At 39.3% G+C, this 23,493-nt stretch carries 6 protein-coding genes (1 of these 6 only partly in view); all 6 read left to right on the plus strand.

Annotated features, from left to right (window positions below; all coding sequences use genetic code 11):
- Positions 1-4,807 carry the 3' portion of an amino acid adenylation domain-containing protein gene (locus ABVT42_RS18545; protein WP_353897372.1) on the plus strand. The gene continues 833 nt to the left of window position 1, outside the view, so the window shows 4,807 of its 5,640 coding nt (coding positions 834-5,640); the start codon falls outside the window, past its left edge; it ends in the stop codon at positions 4,805-4,807.
- Positions 4,804-9,306, plus strand: a complete 4,503-nt coding sequence (locus ABVT42_RS18550) for an amino acid adenylation domain-containing protein (RefSeq protein ID WP_353897371.1) — start codon at positions 4,804-4,806, stop codon at positions 9,304-9,306. The genes ABVT42_RS18545 and ABVT42_RS18550 overlap by 4 nt, the downstream gene beginning before the upstream one ends.
- 99 nt (positions 9,307-9,405) lie before the next feature.
- Positions 9,406-12,972 carry a non-ribosomal peptide synthetase gene (locus tag ABVT42_RS18555; RefSeq protein WP_353897370.1) on the plus strand — a complete coding sequence of 1,189 codons (3,567 nt, stop codon included), beginning with the start codon at positions 9,406-9,408 and terminating at the stop codon, positions 12,970-12,972.
- A complete protein-coding gene (locus ABVT42_RS18560) occupies positions 12,969-21,047 on the plus strand; it encodes an amino acid adenylation domain-containing protein (RefSeq protein ID WP_353897369.1) in 8,079 nt (2,692 codons plus the stop codon). The genes ABVT42_RS18555 and ABVT42_RS18560 overlap by 4 nt, the downstream gene beginning before the upstream one ends.
- A gap of 116 nt (positions 21,048-21,163) precedes the next feature.
- Positions 21,164-22,495: an MATE family efflux transporter gene (locus ABVT42_RS18565; RefSeq protein WP_353897368.1), complete on the plus strand. Its 1,332-nt coding sequence runs from the start codon at positions 21,164-21,166 to the stop codon at positions 22,493-22,495.
- A gap of 86 nt (positions 22,496-22,581) precedes the next feature.
- A complete protein-coding gene (locus ABVT42_RS18570; RefSeq protein WP_353897367.1) occupies positions 22,582-23,331 on the plus strand; it encodes an SRPBCC family protein in 750 nt (249 codons plus the stop codon).
- The last annotated feature ends 162 nt before the right edge of the window (positions 23,332-23,493 follow it).

Below are 23,493 nucleotides of genomic sequence, written 5' to 3' on the forward strand. Positions count from 1 at the left end.
CAGTTTGTTGAATCATAATCAAGCGGCGCAAGCACTCTACCAAATTACTGCACAGGATAATCACTTATTATTTTCCAGTATCAGTTTTGATTTGTTTGTAGAAGAACTCTTTATCAGCTTGAATGCGGGCGCAACGATTGTTATAGAAGAGAAGAATCAACTGCTTACACTGAGCTATTTACGCAAAGTGATTACACAAAAAAGCATCAGTGTATTAAATTTGCCTACCGCATTATTTCATCAGTTAGTCAGTACTGAGTTCGATTTTAAAGGGATAAAAACTATCATCGTTGGTGGAGAAGCTTTGGCACATGATTGTGCACTTGCCTGTGTTACCACGTATCCCGAATTGAGACTTTTTAATACCTATGGACCTACTGAAACGACAATCATTTGTACCGCAGTTCAAGTGACCGAAAAGTTATTAACTGAATATGAAAGTGTACCAATCGGCAAGCCAATCGCGAATATTTCTTTGTACCTGCTGAATGAAAAACTACAGCCGGTATTACCGGGTGAGTCGGGTGAAATTTGTGTTTCTGGTATTGCACTAGCAAGAGGATACTGGAATCAACCACAATTGACACAAACGCGTTTTCCTTTTTGTTCCTGGCAGCCCCGGCAACGTCTCTATCAGACGGGGGATTTAGCAAAACAAATGAATGATGGTCAGTTAATTTATTTAGGGCGGATCGATCAGCAGTTAAAATTGAATGGCTTTCGTATTGAACCGAGTGAAATAGAAAGTCAATTGCATACTCACCCCGATATTCAGCAAGCGGTTGTCTTTGTACATCACTCCAGCGGGACTCATAAACAATTAATTGCCGCTTATACCAGCCGCACTAGTCAAGCGCTTGATGAAAAACACCTGCAACACTTGTTAAATACCCGCTTACCAAAATATATGTGCCCTGGTCAGTATTTCTATCTGTCCGAAATACCATTAACGGTTAACGGTAAAGTGGATTATCAGCAGCTACAACAACAATACCATCTCTGGTTCGAACACCAACAGACTATAGCTGATTCAAATGCAGAGGTTGGGCAAAACATATCACCTGAAAGTCCGGAATTAGCGCAACTGGTTAGTCAATTAGTTCAATTATGGTGCGATATCAGCCATATTACGATTTCTCAAATTAAGCCGTCGCAATCGCTAACACTGCAAGGTGGACATTCCTTAGCCATTATGCAACTGGCGGCTGAAATTACAGCACAACTTGAATGTAGTGTATCGGTAGGAAAACTTTTTCAACTAGATAATCTTGAAGCAATCGCACGCTGGTTAGTCAGTAATAAAGATAACAATAGCCAGCAAATGAATTTATTCATTCCTGCATCGGGAAAAGTACAAGGAAAACTGACCGCAGGACAACAAGGTATTTGGCTTATCGATCAAATGGGACTGCAAAAGCAGAGTTATAATGAGATAGAAGTGAAAGGTTTACGTGCTGCTATTTCAGTAGAACAATGTCAGCAAGCACTTAACTTTTTAGTTGAACGGCATAGTGCTCTACGAACTGTTTTTAATGAAGAAGAAGGCATTCCATATCAAAAAATTATTCCGTTCGATAAATTTCAATGGGCGCTTATTGCTGTCGACGAAAATGATGTAAAGGATGAGCTTGGCGCAGAAAAAAATACCGCAAAAGAAACGACATTGAGTAAGCCACAACAAGCAATCAATCACTGGGTTATGCAACAAGGAAAAGTGACTTTTAACTTAAGCCAAGGACCTTTATTTCATTTTGTGCTACTTAATTGTAATGGTGAGCAATATTTGTTAGCTAATATTCATCATATTATTTGTGATGGATGGTCATTTGCAATTTTTTGGCAAGAGCTCGATTCATTACTCGATAATTTCTCTCAATGTAGAAGTCAACTCAAATCGTCACCGATTAATTTTATTGATTATGCTGTCTCGCAAAGTGTCTCACCAGTTGCGTTAACGCAGCAGCTTGGTTATTGGCAGCAAAAATTACAGGCCGCAGAGCCAACGCGTTTGGCTTTGTCCGGTTCATTAAATAGTGAAAGTTTCGCTGCGCAAACCGAATATTTTTCGCTCGGAAAAGTACTAACTCAAAAATTCAATCAATTTGCAAACGATAATCAAACCACACAATATGTTTTGCTGTTGTCAATATTAAAGTTGTTAGTGTTTAAATACACAGGCACATCAGATATATGTATTGGTACGGCTAATGCTAACCGAAATCATGCGCAAGTGACTCAAATGATAGGGATGTTTGTTAATAGTTTGGCACTGAGAACCCAGTTTAACCCAACCATTGATTTCACCGCGTTACTTCATGCCGTAAAAACAACTTGCTATGAGGCTTATGCCAATCAACAAGTTGCCTTTGAGAAAATTGTCGAAGTGATTAATCCACAAAGGGATATCACGACAAATCCGTTTTTTCAAATCATGCTGGTGCTGCAAACGATGCCTAACAATCAGCCATTTAAGATATTGACGGATATGGCGGTACCCGTTGTGCAAAGTAAATTTGATTTTACATTGGAATTTGAAGAAGTTGATGAGCAATTGTATGGGCGAATTGTCTATCGACAGGCGTTATATTCTTCGGTACAAATACGCCGGCTTTTAAAACACTATTTATCCCTTTGCCAACAGATTGTCACGCATAAAAATATTAGCCTGGCTAAAATTGATATTCTGTCATTAGCAGAGCGCCAGCAGATTTTTCAACGATTTAACCGCCCCATAGTCAAGTGGAACAATCAACTCAGTCTATTTGATTTGTTCTATGAACAGGTTATCCGTACGCCTGATAAAATAGCCGTGTTTGCTGACTCATCTAGCATCAGCTATCGCCAACTTTATGCTCGCAGCTTATTATTAGCTGATTATCTTAAAGAGTATGGTGTTAAATTGAATGATCCGGTGGTACTAATGATGCCTCCGGGTACTCAGTACATGATTGGATTATTTGCACTGCTTGCTATCGGCGCAAGTTATGTACCGCTTGATCCTGACCTGCCTGTCTTAAGAATCACGCATATTCTTAACGATTGTTCTCCCGCTATGGTGTTAATTTCCGATGATGTTCAACCATTCCCAGAGCAACAAGTACCAGAGCGACAAGTACCAGAGCGACAAGTACCTGAAAAATCAGTTATTCATCCATTTAATCGAGTTAATCTTGATACGTTTTTTACATGTTTGAATAACGATGATTTTGAACAAGATTTAAGGCAAAATTTAACAGAAAATTTAACGAAAAATATCAGTAGTGCTAGTGATAGTGATAGTGATAGTGATAGTGATAGTTTAGTTCAAAAATTTGAGCGATTGGTTAGCCTGAAAGCTCCGCATCCATATCGATCTGTTCATCAAGACGATATTGTTTATATTATTTATACCTCAGGCTCGACAGGCAAACCGAAAGGTGTTGCCAACTATCATTCAAGTTTGATTAATCTTTGTCATTGGTATAATAAAAACTATCAAATTACAAGTGACGATAAAACAATGATTATCAGTCATTTCGGTTTTGATTTAACTCAACGTATTTTAATTGCACCTTTAATAACTGGTGCGCAATTAATTTTAAATCATCATTATGATCCTGAGGTGATTGTTGATCGAATAAAACAACATCAAGTTTCGTGGATAAACTGTGCACCCAGTAGTTTCTATGGATTGGTAGAAGCTGATGTTAGTAAACTTGATAGCATTAAAAGAGTTATTTTAGGTGGTGAAAAAATACAGCCGGAAAAGCTGATGCAGTGGTTTGTACGGCGGCAGCATAGTGCCGAACTCTACAATAGTTATGGACCAACTGAAACTTGTGCAGTCGCGGCTCAGCATCGTTGTCATACACTGAATGAGGTGCACCTTGTTGGTAAACCTATCGATAATGTTCAGGTTTATATTCTCAATTCGCAAAACCAATTACAACCGGTTGGTGTGGCTGGTGAGTTATGTATTGCTGGCGCAGGTGTAGCCAAAGGTTATATTAATCAACCAATACTAACGGAACAGAAATTTATCCATAATCCATTTGTTCCACACCAACGAATATATAAAACTGGTGATATGGCTCGTTGGACGGAACAAGGTGAGCTGGAATTGATTGGCCGAATTGATCAGCAAGTCAAATTGCGTGGATATCGAATTGAGATTGAAGAAATAGAAGCTGCAATCTTGCAGCTCGAAGCGATTAAAGACTGTGCAGTTGTGGTTACGGTAGTCGATAACCAACAATCGCTGATTGCTTTTTATGTCTTAGCAAATAGACATCAAAATGAAGAGAGTGAAGCGGGAATTGAAACTGAACAGGCGCTACAACAAACCACTTCCGTGGATTATTTTAAACAACATTTAAAGTCTTACTTACCGAATTACATGATACCCACCAGTTATAACCAGATTGATAGCATTCCACGTTCGGTAAATGGTAAGACCGATCGACAGTATTTACAGCAATTGAATGTTGATATTGCTAAAAGTACCCAACGTGTCGAACCAAAAAATCAAATTGAGCAGTTTTTGTTAGCTCAGTGGAGCGATTTGTTACGTCGGTCCACGAATAGTATTGGTACTCAAGATAGCTTTTTCGAAACCGGCGGACATTCTTTATTGGCTACCCAATTGATTTCACGCATTCGGGGAGAATATCAATTAACCTTAACATTAAAGGATATTTTTACGGCTGATACGATTTGTGCCCAGGCAGAGATAATCAATACTTTATTAACCCATCAACGCTCATTAGACAGTACAACAGAAAACAACAATAACAATAATTCACAGCAATTTGATGAGGGTATGTTATGAGTATTTATGCACTAATGAATTTGCTGCACGAAAGGCAAATTAAAATCTGGTTAGAGGGCGAGCAGCTCAAATTTAGAGCACCCAAAGGGGCACTAACAGAAAATATTCGAGAACAATTAACCGATAATAAACCTGCTGTTATTCGGTTTCTTAAGCAAATAACCGGACAAGGTAATATTCCGCCGATTGAACCTGTTTGTCGACAATCATTAACCCACATTCCGCTGAGCTATTCACAAGAACGAATTTGGTTTATCAGTCAACTGAATCCTGGAAGTGCCAGTTACAACAGTCCAATTGCCATTGTCATCAGGGATGATTTTGATCGACAGCATTTACAAGCCGTACTCAATCGTTTGATCGAAAGACATGAAAATTTACGGACTTTATTTCCTGCCATTGATGGAAAACCCGAGCAACAGGTGTTACCGCATATGACGGTTAATATTGATGTAGAAGACCATAGTGATAAGCTCGGTGAAAAATCGCCATTGGTTGAAGCGAAAAGGCTCTGTCAGATTGAATCAGAAATTCCTTTTGATTTGGCGAAAGGACCATTAATTCGTGCGAAAGTCTTTAAAGTTGCACCACAAATTCATGTATTGATGCTCAATATGCATCATATTATTGGTGATGGTTGGTCGATTCGAGTCTTGTTAAATGAGTTTGCCACTTTGTCTGAAGAAGTCAAACAGCAGACTAAATTGTTACCCCCACTGCCAATACAATATATTGATTATGTTATCTGGCAACGTCATTGGCTGGAAACTCAAGGGGTATTAAAAAAACAACTGGCTTATTGGAAAACACAGTTGTCAGATATGCCGGCTTTACTTGATTTGCCAACCGATTTTATTCGACCTAAAGTACAAAGCTTTAATGGTGCAACTTATGCTTTTAGCATAGGTCGCGGATTAACTGAACAGCTAAAAGTGCTAGCTGAAAAATCACATTGCACGTTATATATGGTACTGTTAAGTATTTACAAATTGCTTTTGTTTCGGTATTCGCAACAAGCAGATATTTGTGTCGGTGGAGTAATTGCAAATAGGCAAACAGAAGAAACAGAAAAGCTGATAGGATTATTTATCAATTCACTTGCAATTCGTAGTATTGTCGATCCGCAAAAAAGTTACATTGAGCTTTTAAATCAAGTTCGAATTACATGTCTTGAAGCTTATGAAAACCAGGATGCGCCTTTTGACAAAGTAGTCGATGCGCTAAAAATTAAGCGTGATATATCAATTAATCCATTGTTTCAGGTCATGCTGGTTTTGCAGAATATGTCAAATGAAATGTCGGTGATTGAACAGGTATCACTCGATAGTGAAACGACTAATTTGGATCAGATCATTGAATTCACTGAAACCCCTGACGGTATCAAGGGAATTATTGAATATAGTTGTGATTTATTTAAAACGACAACAATAGTACGACTGCTTGAGCATTTTAAATCTCTATGTGAACAAATTGTTGCTGATCCACACCAAAAATTATCGGTATACGAATTGTTAACGGCTTCTGAAAAATCACAGCTATTAACTGAGTTTAACCATACTGCGGTATGCCAACCGGTAAAAAATGTTTATCAGCTATTTTTGGAGCGTGTACAACAACATCCGCATAAAATAGCGGTGCAAGATGAAAATACCTCGCTCAGCTTTCGTCAGCTCCATGCAAAAAGTAGCCGATTGGCTAACTGGTTAGTCTCTCATAATTTAAAGCCCGGTGAATTGGTTGGCGTCTATATGCACCGGGCAGTGGATATGCAAGTGGCAATTATGGCTATCATTGCAGCTGGTGCTGCTTATGTGCCGCTAGAGCCTGTTTATCCTGATGAAAGAATTAACTACTTGTTAAATGATGCAGAATGTCGAATCATATTAACTCAGGAAATCTGGGTAGAAAAACTGAACGCTATACTGTTGCAAGCCGAAAAAACAGTAGAGCAATCTCAAGGATGTCCGTCTCAGCACATTACATTGAACAAGCTGTCTACGCCGCTAATTTGTAGTATCGACTCTTTTGTTGGTAATTCTTTAAATTCTTCGACAGCGCTTACTTCTCATGTGGCCATTAACGCTCAGCAATTAGCCTACGTTATTTATACTTCTGGCACAACAGGGCAACCCAAAGGCGTAATGATAGAGCACGCTGCACTTGCCAATCGAATAATCTGGATGCAGCAACACTATTCAGTTAATCAAAATGATGTGTTGCTGCAAAAAACGCCTTTTAGCTTTGATGTTTCTGTTTGGGAATTTTTTCTGCCAATGATCAGTGGCGCAACTTTAATTATGGCTAAACCTGAAGGACATAAGGATGCGCAATATATAAGTCAGTTAATTAACCAACATCAAGTGTCACTGGTACATTTTGTACCTTCTATGCTAACCACCTATCTGCTGGTCAATCAGCAATACAATCCATCTATTCGGGCCGTTTTTTGTAGCGGGGAAGCACTCGAACATTCACAGGTCAATCAATTTAAATCATGTTTTGTGAATGCAGCGCTTCATAATTTGTATGGGCCAACTGAAGCTGCGGTAGATGTGACCGCTTTTGCTTGTAACGAAAAAATTGACGGTGCGAGTGTTCCAATTGGTAAACCAATTGATAACATCCATATTTTAATTCTTGATGAAAATTTAGCATTAACCCCAATAGGTGTGCCCGGTGAATTACATATTGGTGGCGTCGGGCTAGCGCGGGGGTATTTAAATAAAGTAGCAATGACTGAAGAGAAGTTTATCGCCAATCCTCATTTGTCCAATTTGCCATTCAATGATCCGTCACTTCTGCGACTTTATAAAACCGGCGATCTGGCCCGATGGTTGGATGATGGCAATATAGAATATCTTGGGCGAATTGATCATCAACTTAAAATTCGTGGATTTAGAATTGAACCCGCCGAAATAGAAGCCATTTTGAATCAATACCCCGGCGTTGCATCAAGTGTGGTAATTGCCGCAGAAAAAGCAGGAACGAAAAATCTACAAGCTTATTTGGTTGCAAAAGATGAGATAGTCAATTTAAATGAGAAAAACCAATTAGATAGTCAGGCCGCAAGTCTGGATTTGCTGCAAATCAAGTTATTTGCTGCTGAACATTTGCCTGAACATATGCTACCCACCACGATTTGGCAAATTGATAAAATGCCTTTGACGCATAGCGGTAAGGTTGATCGCAAAGTACTCACACTTCAAAAGGTAATTAATACCACCTTTCAATCGACAATGAGCTCATCCGCCGCGATGCCTGTGACACAAACACAGCAGCAATTAGCCAAAATCTGGCAGAACCTTTTAGAAATTGCTGACGAGCAATTAAATATTGAGCAAGACTTTTTTGAGTCGGGGGGGAACTCATTACTTGCGGTTCAGTTGATGGCAAAAATTAATCAACAGTATGGTATTCAATTAGCTCTGGCAACGATTTTCAGTGCTAACACTATTACCAAATTGGCCGCGCTGATCGATGAGCAATTATCATGTGTTCATCAGCCGCTTAACTTAAAGGCAGACAGGTCGAATCTGGCTGTTGCAAAAAACGCGTCGGTAGACTGTGTAACAAACGAACGGATAAAGACAATTGCTGGATCACCTGAGGATATTCTGGTTTCCGACGAACAATTAAAAGAGTTGGCACCACAATTGGTTGTGCCGATTCGTCCGCAAGGATGTGCACAACCTTTGGTTGCCATACCTGGTATTGGTGGCAATGTTCTATCATTTCAAACGCTAAAAAATATTGTCGATGCACAGCAGCCGGTTTACGCTTTGCAGTCTTCCGGCTTTAATGAAAATCAACCTGTATTGCAAAGTGTTGAACAAATAGCTAAAGCTAACATTTATGCGCTAAACACTTTTATGCATCGAGAAAATTTGATGTTAATCGGTCATTCGTTTGGTGGGGTGATTGCATATGAAATGATACAGCAACTGAGCCAACAATATATCTTTGAAGCAGGTTTGTTTAGTCGACCGCAACCAACAAGTGTAATCTTGTTGGATTCGATTGCTCCCCAGGTCATCCAGCAAACTGCTGAACAAGATGAAGTTTCACAGTTAATAACGATTTATCGGTTATTTGCTGAATTTAACCAGATTCAGCCAACGATTGGTTGTATGGATTTACGGGCAATACCGCCGCAGCAACATATATCAACCATTGTTGCAGAGTTTAACCGACAACGGATCGCTATTACTCAACAACAGTTTACAAATTACTTTCGCGTTTATCAGGCTAATTTGTTCAGTTATCGACAATACAAGCCAAAGCAGCTTATAACTGATATTGAATTTATTTTAGTAAAGGCCACGCAAGGTAAAGACAATAGCAACTATCCTGCTGATTATGGATGGCAGTCATTGCTTGGTAATCAGCTTAAAATAATTCACCATGATTGTGATCACTTTTCAATATTGACTGGTGATAATCTGCAACAAATATTTCAATCTATTAAATCAACCAATATTGTTGATTGTTCGAGTAAGTAATTTGATGTTTGTTGGTTGTAATAAAATTAACACTATTTATATTTAATTAATTTATCCCGCACTAGTCATTTTGATTTAATTCTTTTTGGTTTGATAATTATGAATGCTATAGAAATAATTTTTAACCAGCTTGTAGAACAAAAGCATAAGTTGGCACTTCAAGATGGACAACTGCATTGTTATGCCAGTCCTTGTGGAATTGATGATCAATTAGTGCAGTTGATTACACAGCACAAAACCGAAATTATTCAATTGCTCGCGCAAGAGGCGGTATCGTCGAAAATTGCAGCCGTGTTACCAGTGAAAGTGAGTCAGCAAGTACAAGCTGATTTTCCTTTGTCGCAAGGCGAAGGCGGATTATATTTATTGCAGCAATTGAACCCTGAGTTAAGTGCTTACAATGTTCCCATGTGCTTTACCTTGAATGAACAGGCTAATATCGATATTTTACTAGATTCATGGCAAAAAGTTTTAACCCGTTATCCACTGTTGACTTGTCATATTGTCGAGAAAGATGGTGTGCTTTACCATCACATTCCTGCAAATACGGAATTTAGTATTCATCAACATCAAGTTGAAGCATGTTCTGAAAAAGTGTTGACTCAACGACTAAATCAAGTTGCCAAGGCACCATTTGATTTAAATAACGGACCATTATGGCGAATGGATATTTTTCATATCGGTTCACAGAAAAAAATAGTTTTGTTAACGATTCATCACCTTATTTTTGACGGCAGCTCCTCCGTTATTTTATTGCATTGCTGGCTAAACTTTTATCGTCAATTGGTTTGCGGCGAGCAGGCTATCTGTTCGGCAAATACAGATGACAACTTTCTCAATAGTCAAGCTGTATCTGGTGATTTTAATGCTAGTGGATGTGGTTATGCAGAATTTGTCGAGTGGGAAAAACAAATGCTGAATGCGCCTGAGGGACAATCGCATCAGCGTTATTGGCAACAGCAATTACAAGGTGAATTAAGTCACTTGCAATTACCCGCTGACTTTCCGGCTAAAGGTCCTATTCAGGGAGAAACCTGGATAACGCCGTTGCCTACAGAACTTTTTCAATGGGTAAGTCAATATAGCCAACAAAATAGTTTGCAGCCTTCGGTAATTTTTTTAGGACTATTTCAGTGGTTGCTCCATGTTTATACGCGCGAAAAAGAGATTATTGTCGGAATGCCGGTATTGGGGCGGGTAGATAGTCAGTTTATGACAGAAATTGGCTACTTTATTAATATGATACCACTGCGTACCCGATGTGAGGGTGAGCGAAAGCTGCTTGAATATTTACGCGGCATTCAAGCAACCTTACTCGATGGTTTATATCATTCCAGTTATCCATTTCCATTAATGTTAAAAAATTTGCCTGCTAAACAAAACAGTAGTGCTCAGTCCGATGAAAATCCAGTTTTTCAAGTTGCTTATGCCTATCAAAATTTTATTCCTTCTGCTGATTTACGACAGCTACCGATGCAATCTGAATTAGGTATTGAAGCGGTTGATAACGTTCACCAAGAAGGGGAGTTTGATTTTGGGCTAGAGATTTTTGAGCAATCTCACGGACTTGATTTACATTTTAAATATAATGCAGCGCGTTATCAGCTAACAACGGTTCAGCGCCTGTTCGAGCATTTGTGTACATTGCTCCATTCGGTTAAGAGTAATCCTGATGTAAGAATGAAAGAGTTATCTTTGTTGTCCAATAAAGAACAGCAATTACTTACCCAGTGGAATACTACTAATCGACGACTATCGATTGCCCCGCAAACAACACTTGAGTGGATCGAACAACAGGTTGCAAAGGAACCTGACGCCACTGCATTAGTCTGTGAAGGAAAACATCTAAGCTATGCTCAACTTTGGGAACATAGCCTCAAGCTAGGTTGCTATTTACAACAGCAAGGGGTTTGTGCCGAAACGTTAGTTGGTATCTATACGCGACGTTCAACCTGGATGGTCATTGGGATATTAGGTATTTGGCAAGCAGGCGGAGCTTACGTGCCGTTAGATGCTGATTATCCACAAGCTCGCCTGCAAATGATGATTGCTGAAAGTCAGCTTGAATGGGTATTAAGTGAATCGGCCTTAACGACAGCTTTAGAAAACGTTACTCGAATTGTTCTCGATGAACAGTGGCCAATGATTGAGACGACCAGGCTACAGAAATTAGCGACAGTTAACCAGAAGCAATTAGCTTATGTAATTTTTACTTCTGGCTCGACAGGTAAACCCAAAGGCGTGATGATAGAACATGCCAGTCTGGTGCATTACTTAACCTATTGTCGTGATAATTATTGCTCGCAAGATAACCCAACAGAAAATGATGTTAACCAAGAAGCTGCAAGTATCGACAAATCTGTCGCACAATTAACAACCTTGCAACAACATGCCAGTCTGGTTCATTTGCCATTAACTTTTGATGCCTCAATCACGGCACTAATGGCACCGCTAGTCAGTGGTAAAAGCATCTTGCTTGAACCTGCTGCCAGTGTTGAAGTATTTAATAATCTAGCCGCTTATCCGCAACAATTTGATTTTATTAAATTAACCCCTGGACATTTGTTGTTATTGAAAAATCAACCTTCAGCGGTAGTCCATCGTTTTTTAATGAATCAAAAGTTAATGATTCTTGGTGGTGAAGCACTGACTAATGAGCATTTAAATTTTTTAGCTGAGCAAAATGTTGCACTTGATATTGTTAATGAATATGGACCAACCGAAGCCACTGTTGGGTGCAGTGTCGCACGTATCCGTTTAAAACCCGGTACTTCGGTCAGTAACATGACAATAGGAAAGCCAATAGCAAATATGCAAATGTATATATTGGATGAACAGTTAAACGAATTACCAATTGGTGTTGTCGGCGAAATTTATATTGCTGGTGCCGGGTTAGCCAGAGGTTATTTTAATCAGCCAGAACTTACCGCGCAGCGTTTCATCGAAAATCCTAATCGACCGGGTGAGCGACTTTATCAAAGCGGCGACTTAGGCCGTTGGTTAGAAAATGGTGAAATTGAATATTGGGGGAGAATTGATCAGCAAATTAAAATTCGAGGTTATCGAATCGAGCTAGACGAAATTAATACGCATCTGCTTGATTATCCAACAATAAGCAGTGCTGCGGTTGTCGTACAAGGTGAAACTATTCACCAGCGATTAGTTGCTTTTTATGTAGTGGAAAATGTCAGTGATGGCAAAGATACTATCGATGAACAGGCTCTACAAAAATTCCTGCATTCCAGATTACCCGATTATATGGTGCCGCGACAATATCAGCGGTTGGATAACATTCCATTAACCGTTAATGGCAAGGTCGATACCAGACAGCTCAGCCAGATAGAAGTGGCACAGACCGCAAAAGTTTTTATTGCGCCAGAGAACGAAATAGAGCACGCGTTAGCTGAAATATGGGCTGAGGTTTTAGAAATCGATAAGTCGAGCATTAGCATAAACGATAATTTCTTTGAGCGTGGCGGACATTCGTTATTAGCGACTGTTCTGTTGTCAAAAATTCGTAGTCGATTGAATAAAAATTTGCCAATTAAAATGCTATTTGAGATTAACACGCTTAAAGGCATGGCTGATATTATTGGACTGGATGTCAGTCACAAGATAGACGACCAACAAGATGAATCTGTCGAATTCGAGGAATTCACTTTATGACAATTGTCTCTTTGATTCGCGAAGTCAAAACAAGAGGCATTCAGCTCTGGCAAGAAAATGGCCAGTTGAAGCTGAAGTCACCTGAAGGGGCGCTGGATGATTCGCTTAAATCAAGGTTAGTACAACAAAAACAGGCGGTGATTGATTTTTTAAGTCATTTTTCCGCCGATTTACAGTTACCAAAAATTCAACCGATCGCACGTAGTTCTCAACAAAGTTATCCGCTGAGTTTTGCGCAAGAAAGACTTTGGTTTATTCATCAATTGAGTCCCGATAGCGCGGCTTATAATATTTCTGGTGCGATTATTTTGCCCAGTGATTACTTGCATGCTGATTTATTGCAAACCTTTAAAATAATTATTGAGCGCCATGAAAATTTGCGAACCATCTTTCCTCAAAAAAATGGTCAGGCTCAACAAAAAATACTGTCGCAGATAGTTTTTGATTTACCTCAATTCGACTTTTCGATGCTGGCTGATAGTAAAATGGTCGATCATGCCATTAAGGAATTTTGTTTACAGCAAGCTGAAGCTGCTTTTGATCTTGAAGCAGGCCCTTTGATAAGAGCCTGTTTTATTAAAAAGTCAGCGCAACAATCGGTGTTGCTGGTAATATTGCATCATATTATTAGTGATGGCTGGTCAATGGGGGTGTTGTTAAATGAATTTAAAACTATATTATCATCCAGACAGAAAGGACAATCAGTTGAGTCTCGTGATACCTTAAAAGTGCTTCCCCAGTTACCTGTTCAATACGTTGACTACGCTATTTGGCAGCGTGAATGGTTGACACAGCAGGGCATTATTGAAAAGCAGCTGAACTATTGGCAACACCAACTGGCAGGGCTTGAAGGAAGTTTTGGGTTACCTAGTGATTTTCCTAAAACGCATGCCAGTCATGAACAAGGTGGCGTTGTTAACTTTGAGCTGGAACCGGCATTAACCCAAGCCATTAAAAACTATGCTGAAAGTCATGGTATTACCTTGTTTATTTTTTTAATGGCGATCTTTAAAGTCTTGTGTTTTCGTTATACTCGTCAACAGGACATTTGTATCGGTACACCGATTGCCAATCGCCAGTATGCTGAGACTGAGTATTTAATTGGCATGTTTGTCAATACGCTAGCCATTCGTGACACGATTACTGCTGACATGACATTTGCCGATGTGATCCAAGAAGTCAAGCGAAGCTGCTTATCGGCTTATGAAAATCAAGATGTACCCTTTGAGCAGGTAGTTGATCGGGTACAACCAGAACGTGATCTTTTAGTTTCACCATTTTTTCAAATTTTAATGGTACTGAATAATACTGCGACCACTGCGTTGATGTCAGACTTAACGATTTACGAAGTGAATGCTTTTACCACAAAGTTTGATTTGGTACTTGAGCTAGAGGAAGATTTTGCAGAACGAACAATTCGTGCGAAAATAAAATATCGTACAGCCCTTTATAAAACTGCAACAATCACTCGAATTGCCAGACACTTTGTTCAGTTATGCCATAATATTTTGAAACCAGAGCTAACTAAAGTGTCGGATGATTGTCCTGTCAGTCAGTTAGAATTTTTAAGCCCACAAGAAACGCACCAGTTATTAACGCAGTTTAATCAAACACAGATTGCTTATCCAAAAAATAAAACGGTTGTAGACTGGTTTTCTCAGCAAGTAAAAATTAACCCAAATAAAAAAGCTGTAATTACGGATGATGCCTCAATCAGTTATGCTGAGCTGGCTGAAAAAAGTGACTTGCTGGCTCACTATTTATTGGCAAAACAAACACAACTGAATCAAGTAATTGCAATTTGCATGTTGCCATCAGTTGACTTAATAATCGCCATTTGGGGGATTTTAAAAGCCAATGCAACTTACTTACCTTTAGATGCCAAATTACCGGCAAAACGCTTACAGTTTATTTTGGGTGACAGTCAGGCAGCACTCATATTAACGCACCGGCCAGTAATGAAGGTATTAGAAAATCTGACTTTGAATGTCGATTCTGTTAATGATGACTCCGCTCCAACAGTACCGCTGTCGTGTACGCCTGAGATTATTGCGATGGACTCTCAGTGGGAACAGATTATTAACGGTTATGCGTTAGAAAAATGCCAGCTTCAAAAAACGGTAAATAAAACTGTTGCTATCAATGGTGACTCCGTCATACCAACGGATAAATCGCAACATTATAGCTATGTGATTTATACATCCGGCTCAACCGGTCAACCGAAAGGCGCATTAAATACCCACCAGGGTTTGATGAATTTATGCTATTGGTATGTCATGGTGCAGGGACTTAGTGAAAGTGACAAGGTGTTGGTTGTTAGTAATATTGCCTTTGATCTGACCCAGCGAGTACTCATAGCGCCGCTATTAGCGGGGGCAAGTCTGCATTTGGTTGACGCTTATGAGCCGATACAAATTGCAGCAATCATTAAACAACATTCGATTAGCTGGCTTAACTGTGCGCCAAGTAATCTATACGGTATTTTAAGCCAGGCAAACCTTGCTTTAACCAGTTTGCGCACAGTAATTTTAGGCGGCGAGGCTATTTCGCGAGACAAACTCAGTGATTGGTATCATCAGCAATCTCAGCAGCAAAATGAACAGTTTCGTTTGTTTAACAGCTATGGTCCTAGTGAATCTAGTGCGGTGGCCACACAATATTTATGTCACTTAGCAGATTTTAATTGCACAACATCAATGCCGATTGGTCAGCCCATTAATAACGTACAAATTTATATTTTAGATGAACAGCTACAATTATTACCGATTGGTGTGCCGGGCGAAATATTTATTGGTGGTGATGGCTTAGCCGCGGGCTACATTCATAATCCTCAACTCACGGCAAAAAAATTTATAACCAATCCGTTTAATCCTCAATCTCGAATTTATCGTAGTGGTGATTTAGGGCGCTGGCTTGCTGATGGCCAGATCGAATTTATGGGACGTTTGGATCACCAGGTAAAAATTCGCGGCTTTCGCATTGAAATTGGTGAAATTGAAGCATTGCTCAATCAACATGAGACTATCCAGCAAGCTGTCGTTGTTGTGCAAGGCGAAGGGAGTCAACAACAGTTGGTCGCTTTCGTTAAAGGCTTATCGGCTGAGTCTTCTTCTATTAATGCTACATCTGTCGGTAGTTCATCTCTTGGCACTTCATCTTTTGGCACTTCATCTCTTGGCACTTCATCTTTTGGCACTTCATCTATCGTTATTTCATCCGATTGGCAACAACACAGTGAGGTATTAAAGGATTATTTGCGTGAATATTTGCCGCTTTATATGATCCCTTCTGCGATTGTGCCATTGGTGCAAATTCCAATTACGCCGAATGGTAAAGTTGATCGCCTAGACCTGAGTCGACGTCTTATTGAAGTTGATCATCAAGTTGATTATGTTGCACCAGAGACTGCAACCGAGCATTATCTTGTTAAAGTCTGGCAGGAAATATTATCTGTCGGTGCTGAAATAATTAGCGTGAATCGTAGCTTTTTTGAATTAGGTGGACATTCGTTACTCGCTACGCAGATGACGGCTCGTGTACAACATGATTATCATATTGCGATTCCATTAAAAGTTATCTTTGAAAAAAGTACCATTCATCTCATTGCTAGTTATATTGATCAGGCAAAAATTAGTAAAGCAATACCTTATAATGATAACTTCACTAAAGATTATCAAATCCCGGTTAGACCAAAAGATGCCACAGTTCAAATACCTTTGGGTATTGCACAGGAAAGAATCTGGTTTTTACATCAGCTCTCACCCGAAAGCCGTGAATACCATTCAACTGGTGCAGTAAAGATTACTGGTGAGGTTAATCCTCGAAAAATAGAGCAAGCCATTGAACAATTGACGGCTCGTCATGAAATATTAAGAACGATCTTTCCAGAGAATAATGGCAAGCCAATACAGCAGGTTATCAGTTACTCAAATTATCGTGCTCAGTTTAGTCATCGTTTTGATGTTATTGATTTAATTCATCGTAAAAATAAACAGCAGTTACTCGAACAGTACCTTGCACAAGAGCAGCAACGCCAATTTGATTTGACTAAAGGACCACTGTTTTATTGTTATTTATTTAAGCTTGAGTTAGATGAATATATTATGTTGATTAATACGCACCATATTATTATGGATGGATGGTCAATGGGCGTATTAATTCAGGAACTTGGGTTGCTGCTTGGGAATCAAGCGACAAGCATTACTGAAGAGAATTTTTTAGCACAACTACCACCTCTATCGATTCAATATGCGGACTATAGTCTTTGGCAAAAGCAATGGATGGGTACCAGCGAGGCTTATCAGCAACAACTGAAATATTGGAACAATCAATTACAAGGTATGCAAGCTGTACTTGATTTCCCGTTTGATTTTTCACGCCCGGCAATACGTGATGCACAAGGTGCGCGAATTGAGTTTGTGTTGTCCAACTCATTAGCTACACGTATTAGGTATTATTGTCAGCAACAAAAAATTACCTTGTTCATGTTTTTGTTGGCAGTTTTTAAAGTTCTGCTTTATCGCTATACCATGCAAAAAGATATTTCTGTTGGTACGCCTGTTTCAGGACGGCATCATCTGCAAACAGAAATGTTGATTGGTATGTTTGTCAATACACTGGTGTTGCGCGACGAAATAGATCCAGCCGCTCCATTTGATGACTTTGTCGCTAACGTAAAAAAAACTTGCATTGATGCCTTTGATAATCAAGATGTTCCATTTGAAAAAATTGTCGAGATGATTCAACCTGAAAGAAACTTGGCGGTGTCGCCTTTATTTCAAGTTATGTTTGCGTTGCAAAATATGCCAGCAAAAAATTATCTGTCACAGGTTGAGCCTTATCCACTTAATCATCAAAGCAGCCAATTTGATTTATCACTAGAAATGAGTGAGCATGAACAACAATTATCGGGCTGTTGGGAGTATTCGACTGCACTGTTGACAGCCGATAGAGTAACCGATATTAGTCGTCATTTTATCAAACTTTGTGAAGCTGTATTAAGCAATTCCCAACGCAAGCTTGCGACGCTCGAATTGCTCGAACAGCAAGACATAACACAGTTGCTAACCACATTTAATCAAACTGCGCGTGACTATACTGCACAACAATCTATCGAAAGGCAATTTATCGAGCAAGCGGAAATCTCGCCAGAACAGATAGCAGTGGTTTATCAAAATCAGTCGATGACCTATGCGCAATTAAGTATTGCCAGTAAACGGCTGGCTAACCGATTACTTCGCCGTGGTGTAAGCAATAATGAAATTGTCGCGATTTGCTGTTATCGGTCAATTGATATGATTGTTGCTATTTTGGGCGTTTTGCGCGCAGGTTGTGCTTATTTACCATTAGCCAGTGATATTCCTTCTGACCGACTGGCTTATATTTTACATGATGCACATGTTAATATCGTGTTAACGCAGGAATCATTACTCACTCAATCAACGCCACAGTATGATAGCTTGCGCTTGCGCTTACAGGCGGCGAAAGGACAACTTAAACATTCCGTTGAATCACTAAATATAATTGAGCCAGATGGTATTGCGCCCGATAGTCTCGAGCGGAACAGTATTGACCAAGATGATATTGACCAAGATGATATTGACCAAGATGATATTGACCAAGATGATATTGACCAAGATAGTATCGGCCAAGAAAAAATTGAAAAGAACAATCTTGATTGGATTGGCTCAACCCTTGGCAAAAGCGATCTAGATAATCAGCCTATTAGTCATTTTAAAACTCAATCAACGAGTCTGAAAAATTTAGCTTATGTTATGTATACCTCTGGTTCAACGGGCGTGCCCAAAGGTGTATTAATTGAACATGGCAATCTGATAAATACCATTAGTTGGTTCAAAGAAACCTTCAATATCACACCTGCCAGTCGAACATTACTATTGACTCATTATACTTTTGATCCAAGCGTAGAAGATATTTTGGCCACATTAACTGCTGGTGGTACGCTTTACATGCCCACCGAATCGATGGTCTTAGATGAACAAAGGCTATACCAGTATATTGCTGACAATAAAATTACGGGGCTAAATTATGTACCCGAAATGCTTAAACATATTTTGTGTGGACAGCCTAGACTATCACATATTGAGTATGTGATTTCTGGTGGTGAAAAGCTTGAAGAGAACTTAAAACAAGCAATATTATCTCTCGGTTATCGCTTATATAACAATTATGGTCCCACTGAAACGACAATAGATAGTTTATATCACCTATGTAGTGAGGAGCCGGTATGTATCGGTAGACCTGTTGCCAATATGCAGGCGCTCATCCTCGATGAAAACTTACAGCTGATGCCCAGAGGGTGTATTGGTGAATTGTGTTTAAGCGGCGCAGGTGTCGCGCGAGGTTATTTAAATCGTCCAGAAGTGACAGAAAAAGTGTTTATTGATAATCCTTATTTTGATGGACCACTTTATCGAACTGGCGATCGTGCTCGTTGGCTTGAGTCTGGTGAAGTTACCTATCACGGACGTCAAGATCGACAGGTAAAAATTCGCGGAATGCGCATTGAAATTGAAGAAATTGAACAAGTGGCTGTGCGACACACTGATATAGTAGCCTGTGCTGTAATCGTTAAACCAATACCACAACAAAAGCTGATTGGTTTTTATCAAACAAAGTCATCGTTAGATAAGACCGATTTAAGCGATAATAATGAGTCTCGACAGAATGAACTAGTCGATTTTTTACGCCAGTTTTTACCAGACTATATGGTTCCAATGCGTTGGATAGCGTTACAAAACATTCCGTTAAATAACAATGGAAAAACCGATTATCGATATTTAGAAGAAATTGAAATTGATGAAGACGTCAGTCAGTGTCGAATCGCAGCGCAAAATCAGCTAGAAGAAAAGCTGCTTGATATTTGGGCGCAATTGTTAATGGTTAAGTCCGAAAATATTGGTGTGTTGGATAACTTTTTTGAGCTGGGTGGGCACTCTCTGTTAATTATGCAATTGCTTAATCGCATTCAACAAGCATTCCACTATCGAATGACGCCAACAGATATCTTTGTCCACCCAACCATTCGGCAACAGGCACTATTGATACAAACTCACCAGCTAGCACAAAAGAATTTAAATAAATCAAATGAATTAGAACAGCAACAAAGATCTGGCGGATTAATTACTCTTCAACTTGAAAATGTTGCGCCATTAAATCCACGTATTATATTCATTCCAGGCTCAGGAATGATGGTACATAGTATGCTTGATTTACAAAAAGAATTGCATCAACGGCTAAAAAGTCAATTCAATTTGGAATGTGCTTATTATGCGTTGGCGGTGGAACAATTTACGGGTGAGCTGGTTGAACCTGCAATAACCTATTTATCAATTGAAGAAATTGTGGAGCGAGCCTTGCAAGAGGTGACACAACAGAATATTTTCCAGTTGGACAAAAGTTCACAGAGTAATCATCTGTCAAATGCCACTGCGCCGACGATTATTATTGGACATTCATTTGGCGGAATAGTCGCGCTTGAACTTGCGCGGCAGCTTGGCTTGCAGAAAGTTCAGGTATCTCAGGTGATTTTGCTGGATACTTTATCACCCATGCTGATCAATGAATTACCTACAGTTACGCCATTTGAATTGCTACGCGATGGTCTGGAAAGGTTTCAACAACAAGCTGGAATATCTGTTGAACTATCATTCGATAAAATAATTCAACAGATCGCAGTTGATGATGAAATTAATAATGAGTCTGCCATTAACCAACTGCTTGAAAAAATTGTTGAACAGTTTAACCAGCAAAATATAGATGTAACAATACAGCAACTATCGGCTTTTTTTGAATTAATAAAAAATAATGAACTTCGATATCAACAATTTATTCCCGACGCTTCGTTTAACTTTGCGGTCACTTTATTTAGATGTGTTCAGGATAAACCGATGTTGTATGAATTACCCAGTGATTATTGTTGGCGTGAACTCTGTTCTCAGCTAAAAATTTATGATGTCAATGCGACGCATTATTCGATTGTCACTGAACCCGATTTCCAGCCAGTGACCGATTACCTGGCGACATTGTTCGAAAATTCATTATTCAAAAATTAAGCACTCAAAAATTAAGTACTCGAAAGTTAAGTACTCGAAAGTTAAGTACTCGAAAATTCACTGCTCGATAAATCACTCAATTAAAATTTGACTTTTAAAGCGCGATAAATACTTCAATGCAACTGATTAAAAAAGATCGATTAAAGACGATACTTGGTGTCGCTGTGCCTATTGCCGTAGGACTTATTTCAACTTATATCATGTTATTTATTGATATTGTCATGATTAAATCTTTGGGAAATGCTGCATTGGCTGCAGTAGGCTATGCAGGGGTGAGCTATGAACTGGTTTTTGCATTTGTCGTTGGGGCAACACCAGCGGTTAGAGGCATTGTTGCCAGGCGCTTGGGTGAACAGTCAAATGAGGCAACCTGTTTGCCACTAAATGCTGGATTGTTGCTGGTTATCGCGTTAGCAATACCAGTATCATTATTATTGATTTATTGTGCACCACTGTATTTTTCACTGGTCACTAATGATGCATTGGTTGCGCAAGAAGGAATTCCTTATTTACAAGCAATGCTGGTCGCGCTGGTTGCGCACGGAATGTCTGATATTTTTAAAGGATTTTGGACAGGCGTTAATCGGGTAAAAGTTTACATGCTAATTTTACTGATGGTGAATTGTTTAAATGTACTGTTCAACTACCTATTTATTTTTGGTAATTGGGGAGCGCCCAAACTGGGGACTCAAGGTGCGGGAATTGCCTCGGCAATAGCAATCACGATTGGCATGCTGACCTATATGCTAGTGACATTTATGCGTTATCGGGGGGCCGGTTTTTTGAATATACTGCCAACTAAAAAGCTCTTTTTTCAGTTGATCAAAATGGGGTTGCCCGTATCAGTGCAGGGCATATTATTCTCTTTGGGTTCAATTGCGCTATTCTGGATGGTCGGCTTAATTGGTACATCAGAAGCGGCAGCGGTTACCGTATTGATAAGGGTCACAACCATCATGTTGATTTTTGCTATGGCGTTGGGTCACACCTCGGCAATGCTGGTTTCAAATACTGTTGGTAAGGGGGACCTCGATGATGCCACCCAATGGGGATGGGATATTGGGCAACTGGGTTTTGTCTGGATTACATTGCTAGGAATTCCATTATTAATATTTCCTGAAGCGTTTTTATCGCTGTTTATTACCGATTTGGCCACCATTCAAATGGCGACGATTCCTTTGATGTTAACTGCAATTACCACGGGCATAATCGGCTTAAGCTACATCTATGCCAATACATTATTTAGTCTGGGAGATGGCCGAAGGGTGGTAATGGTTTCATTTGTCACTCGTTGGGTATTCTTTTTACCCGCTGTTTGGATTATCGGTCCTTATTTAAAGTATGGATTGCTTGAGGTATGGATCGCGCAAATGATATATGGCGTGGTGACTGCATGGATTGTGGTTTCTATGTTTCGTGATGGACGCTGGAAAAGCATAAAAATTTAAACGCTGAACGCAATCTTTTTATCCTCAAATTTATATTCAATTAAATTCAACTATTAACCTTAATGAACAAAAATCCGGAGTTAACGATGGAAAATAATCCTGCAAAAGCTGGTGCGAAAAATAAAGTGATGAAAATCATCGGCTATATTTTATTGCTATTGGTGATCGGTGTAATCGCCGCACTGCAAATTTGGAAGTTTTCGGGTAGTAATACCTGGGAGCTGGAAATAGAAAAAAATGGTGTAAAAATTTATACCATCAAAACACCGGGGCAAGATCTTAAAAAGGTTAAAGGTACGGTTACAGTGAAAGCAACATTGAATCAAATTGTTGACTTTTTACAGGATCAAGATGTATGTGATGACTTTTCCTGCTTGCAAGCTGAAATTATTGAGCGTATTAACTCACAATTTTATTACAACTCCTTTCGCTATCCGGCTCCTTTGTTTTTTAAAGATAGGGAGTTTGTAACTCAGTCGCACTTTGTACAGGATCCAAAAACGCTTGAACTTTTCTATTATCACACAGCGGCACCAGGTGTTATTCCTCCTGATGATTGCTGTGTGCGTTTATCACGCTTTTATGTTTTATGGCGCTTTAAACCGGTTGGCGATGGAAAAGTCGAAATCCAGTTTATGCGTGACTTTGATTTTGGTGGTTTTGTACCTAACTTTTTGTTAAACCCTAATATGGGGGCGAGTGCTTACAGTTTACTTAACCGTCTACAAGGCTTACTCGATCGTGAACGATATAAAGATGCCCGTTATGATTTTGTTGTTGAACCTGGCACTAAATCCAATGTAAAACAAATTGCTGTAAATGCAACTACTGATTAATGTAATCGATTAGCACAATTGATTAATGCGATGATGACAAATTAATTGTCGATAATGATGTTATCAAGCAAATAGATAATTTAATAATTGTCTATTTGCTGATGTCGATTAGTTAAACATTATTTGCCGATATATTTGTCGATGTTTGATAGCAATTTTAAT

The organism is Aliikangiella maris (genome assembly GCF_040719265.1).
Lineage (GTDB): Bacteria > Pseudomonadota > Gammaproteobacteria > Enterobacterales > Kangiellaceae > Aliikangiella > Aliikangiella maris.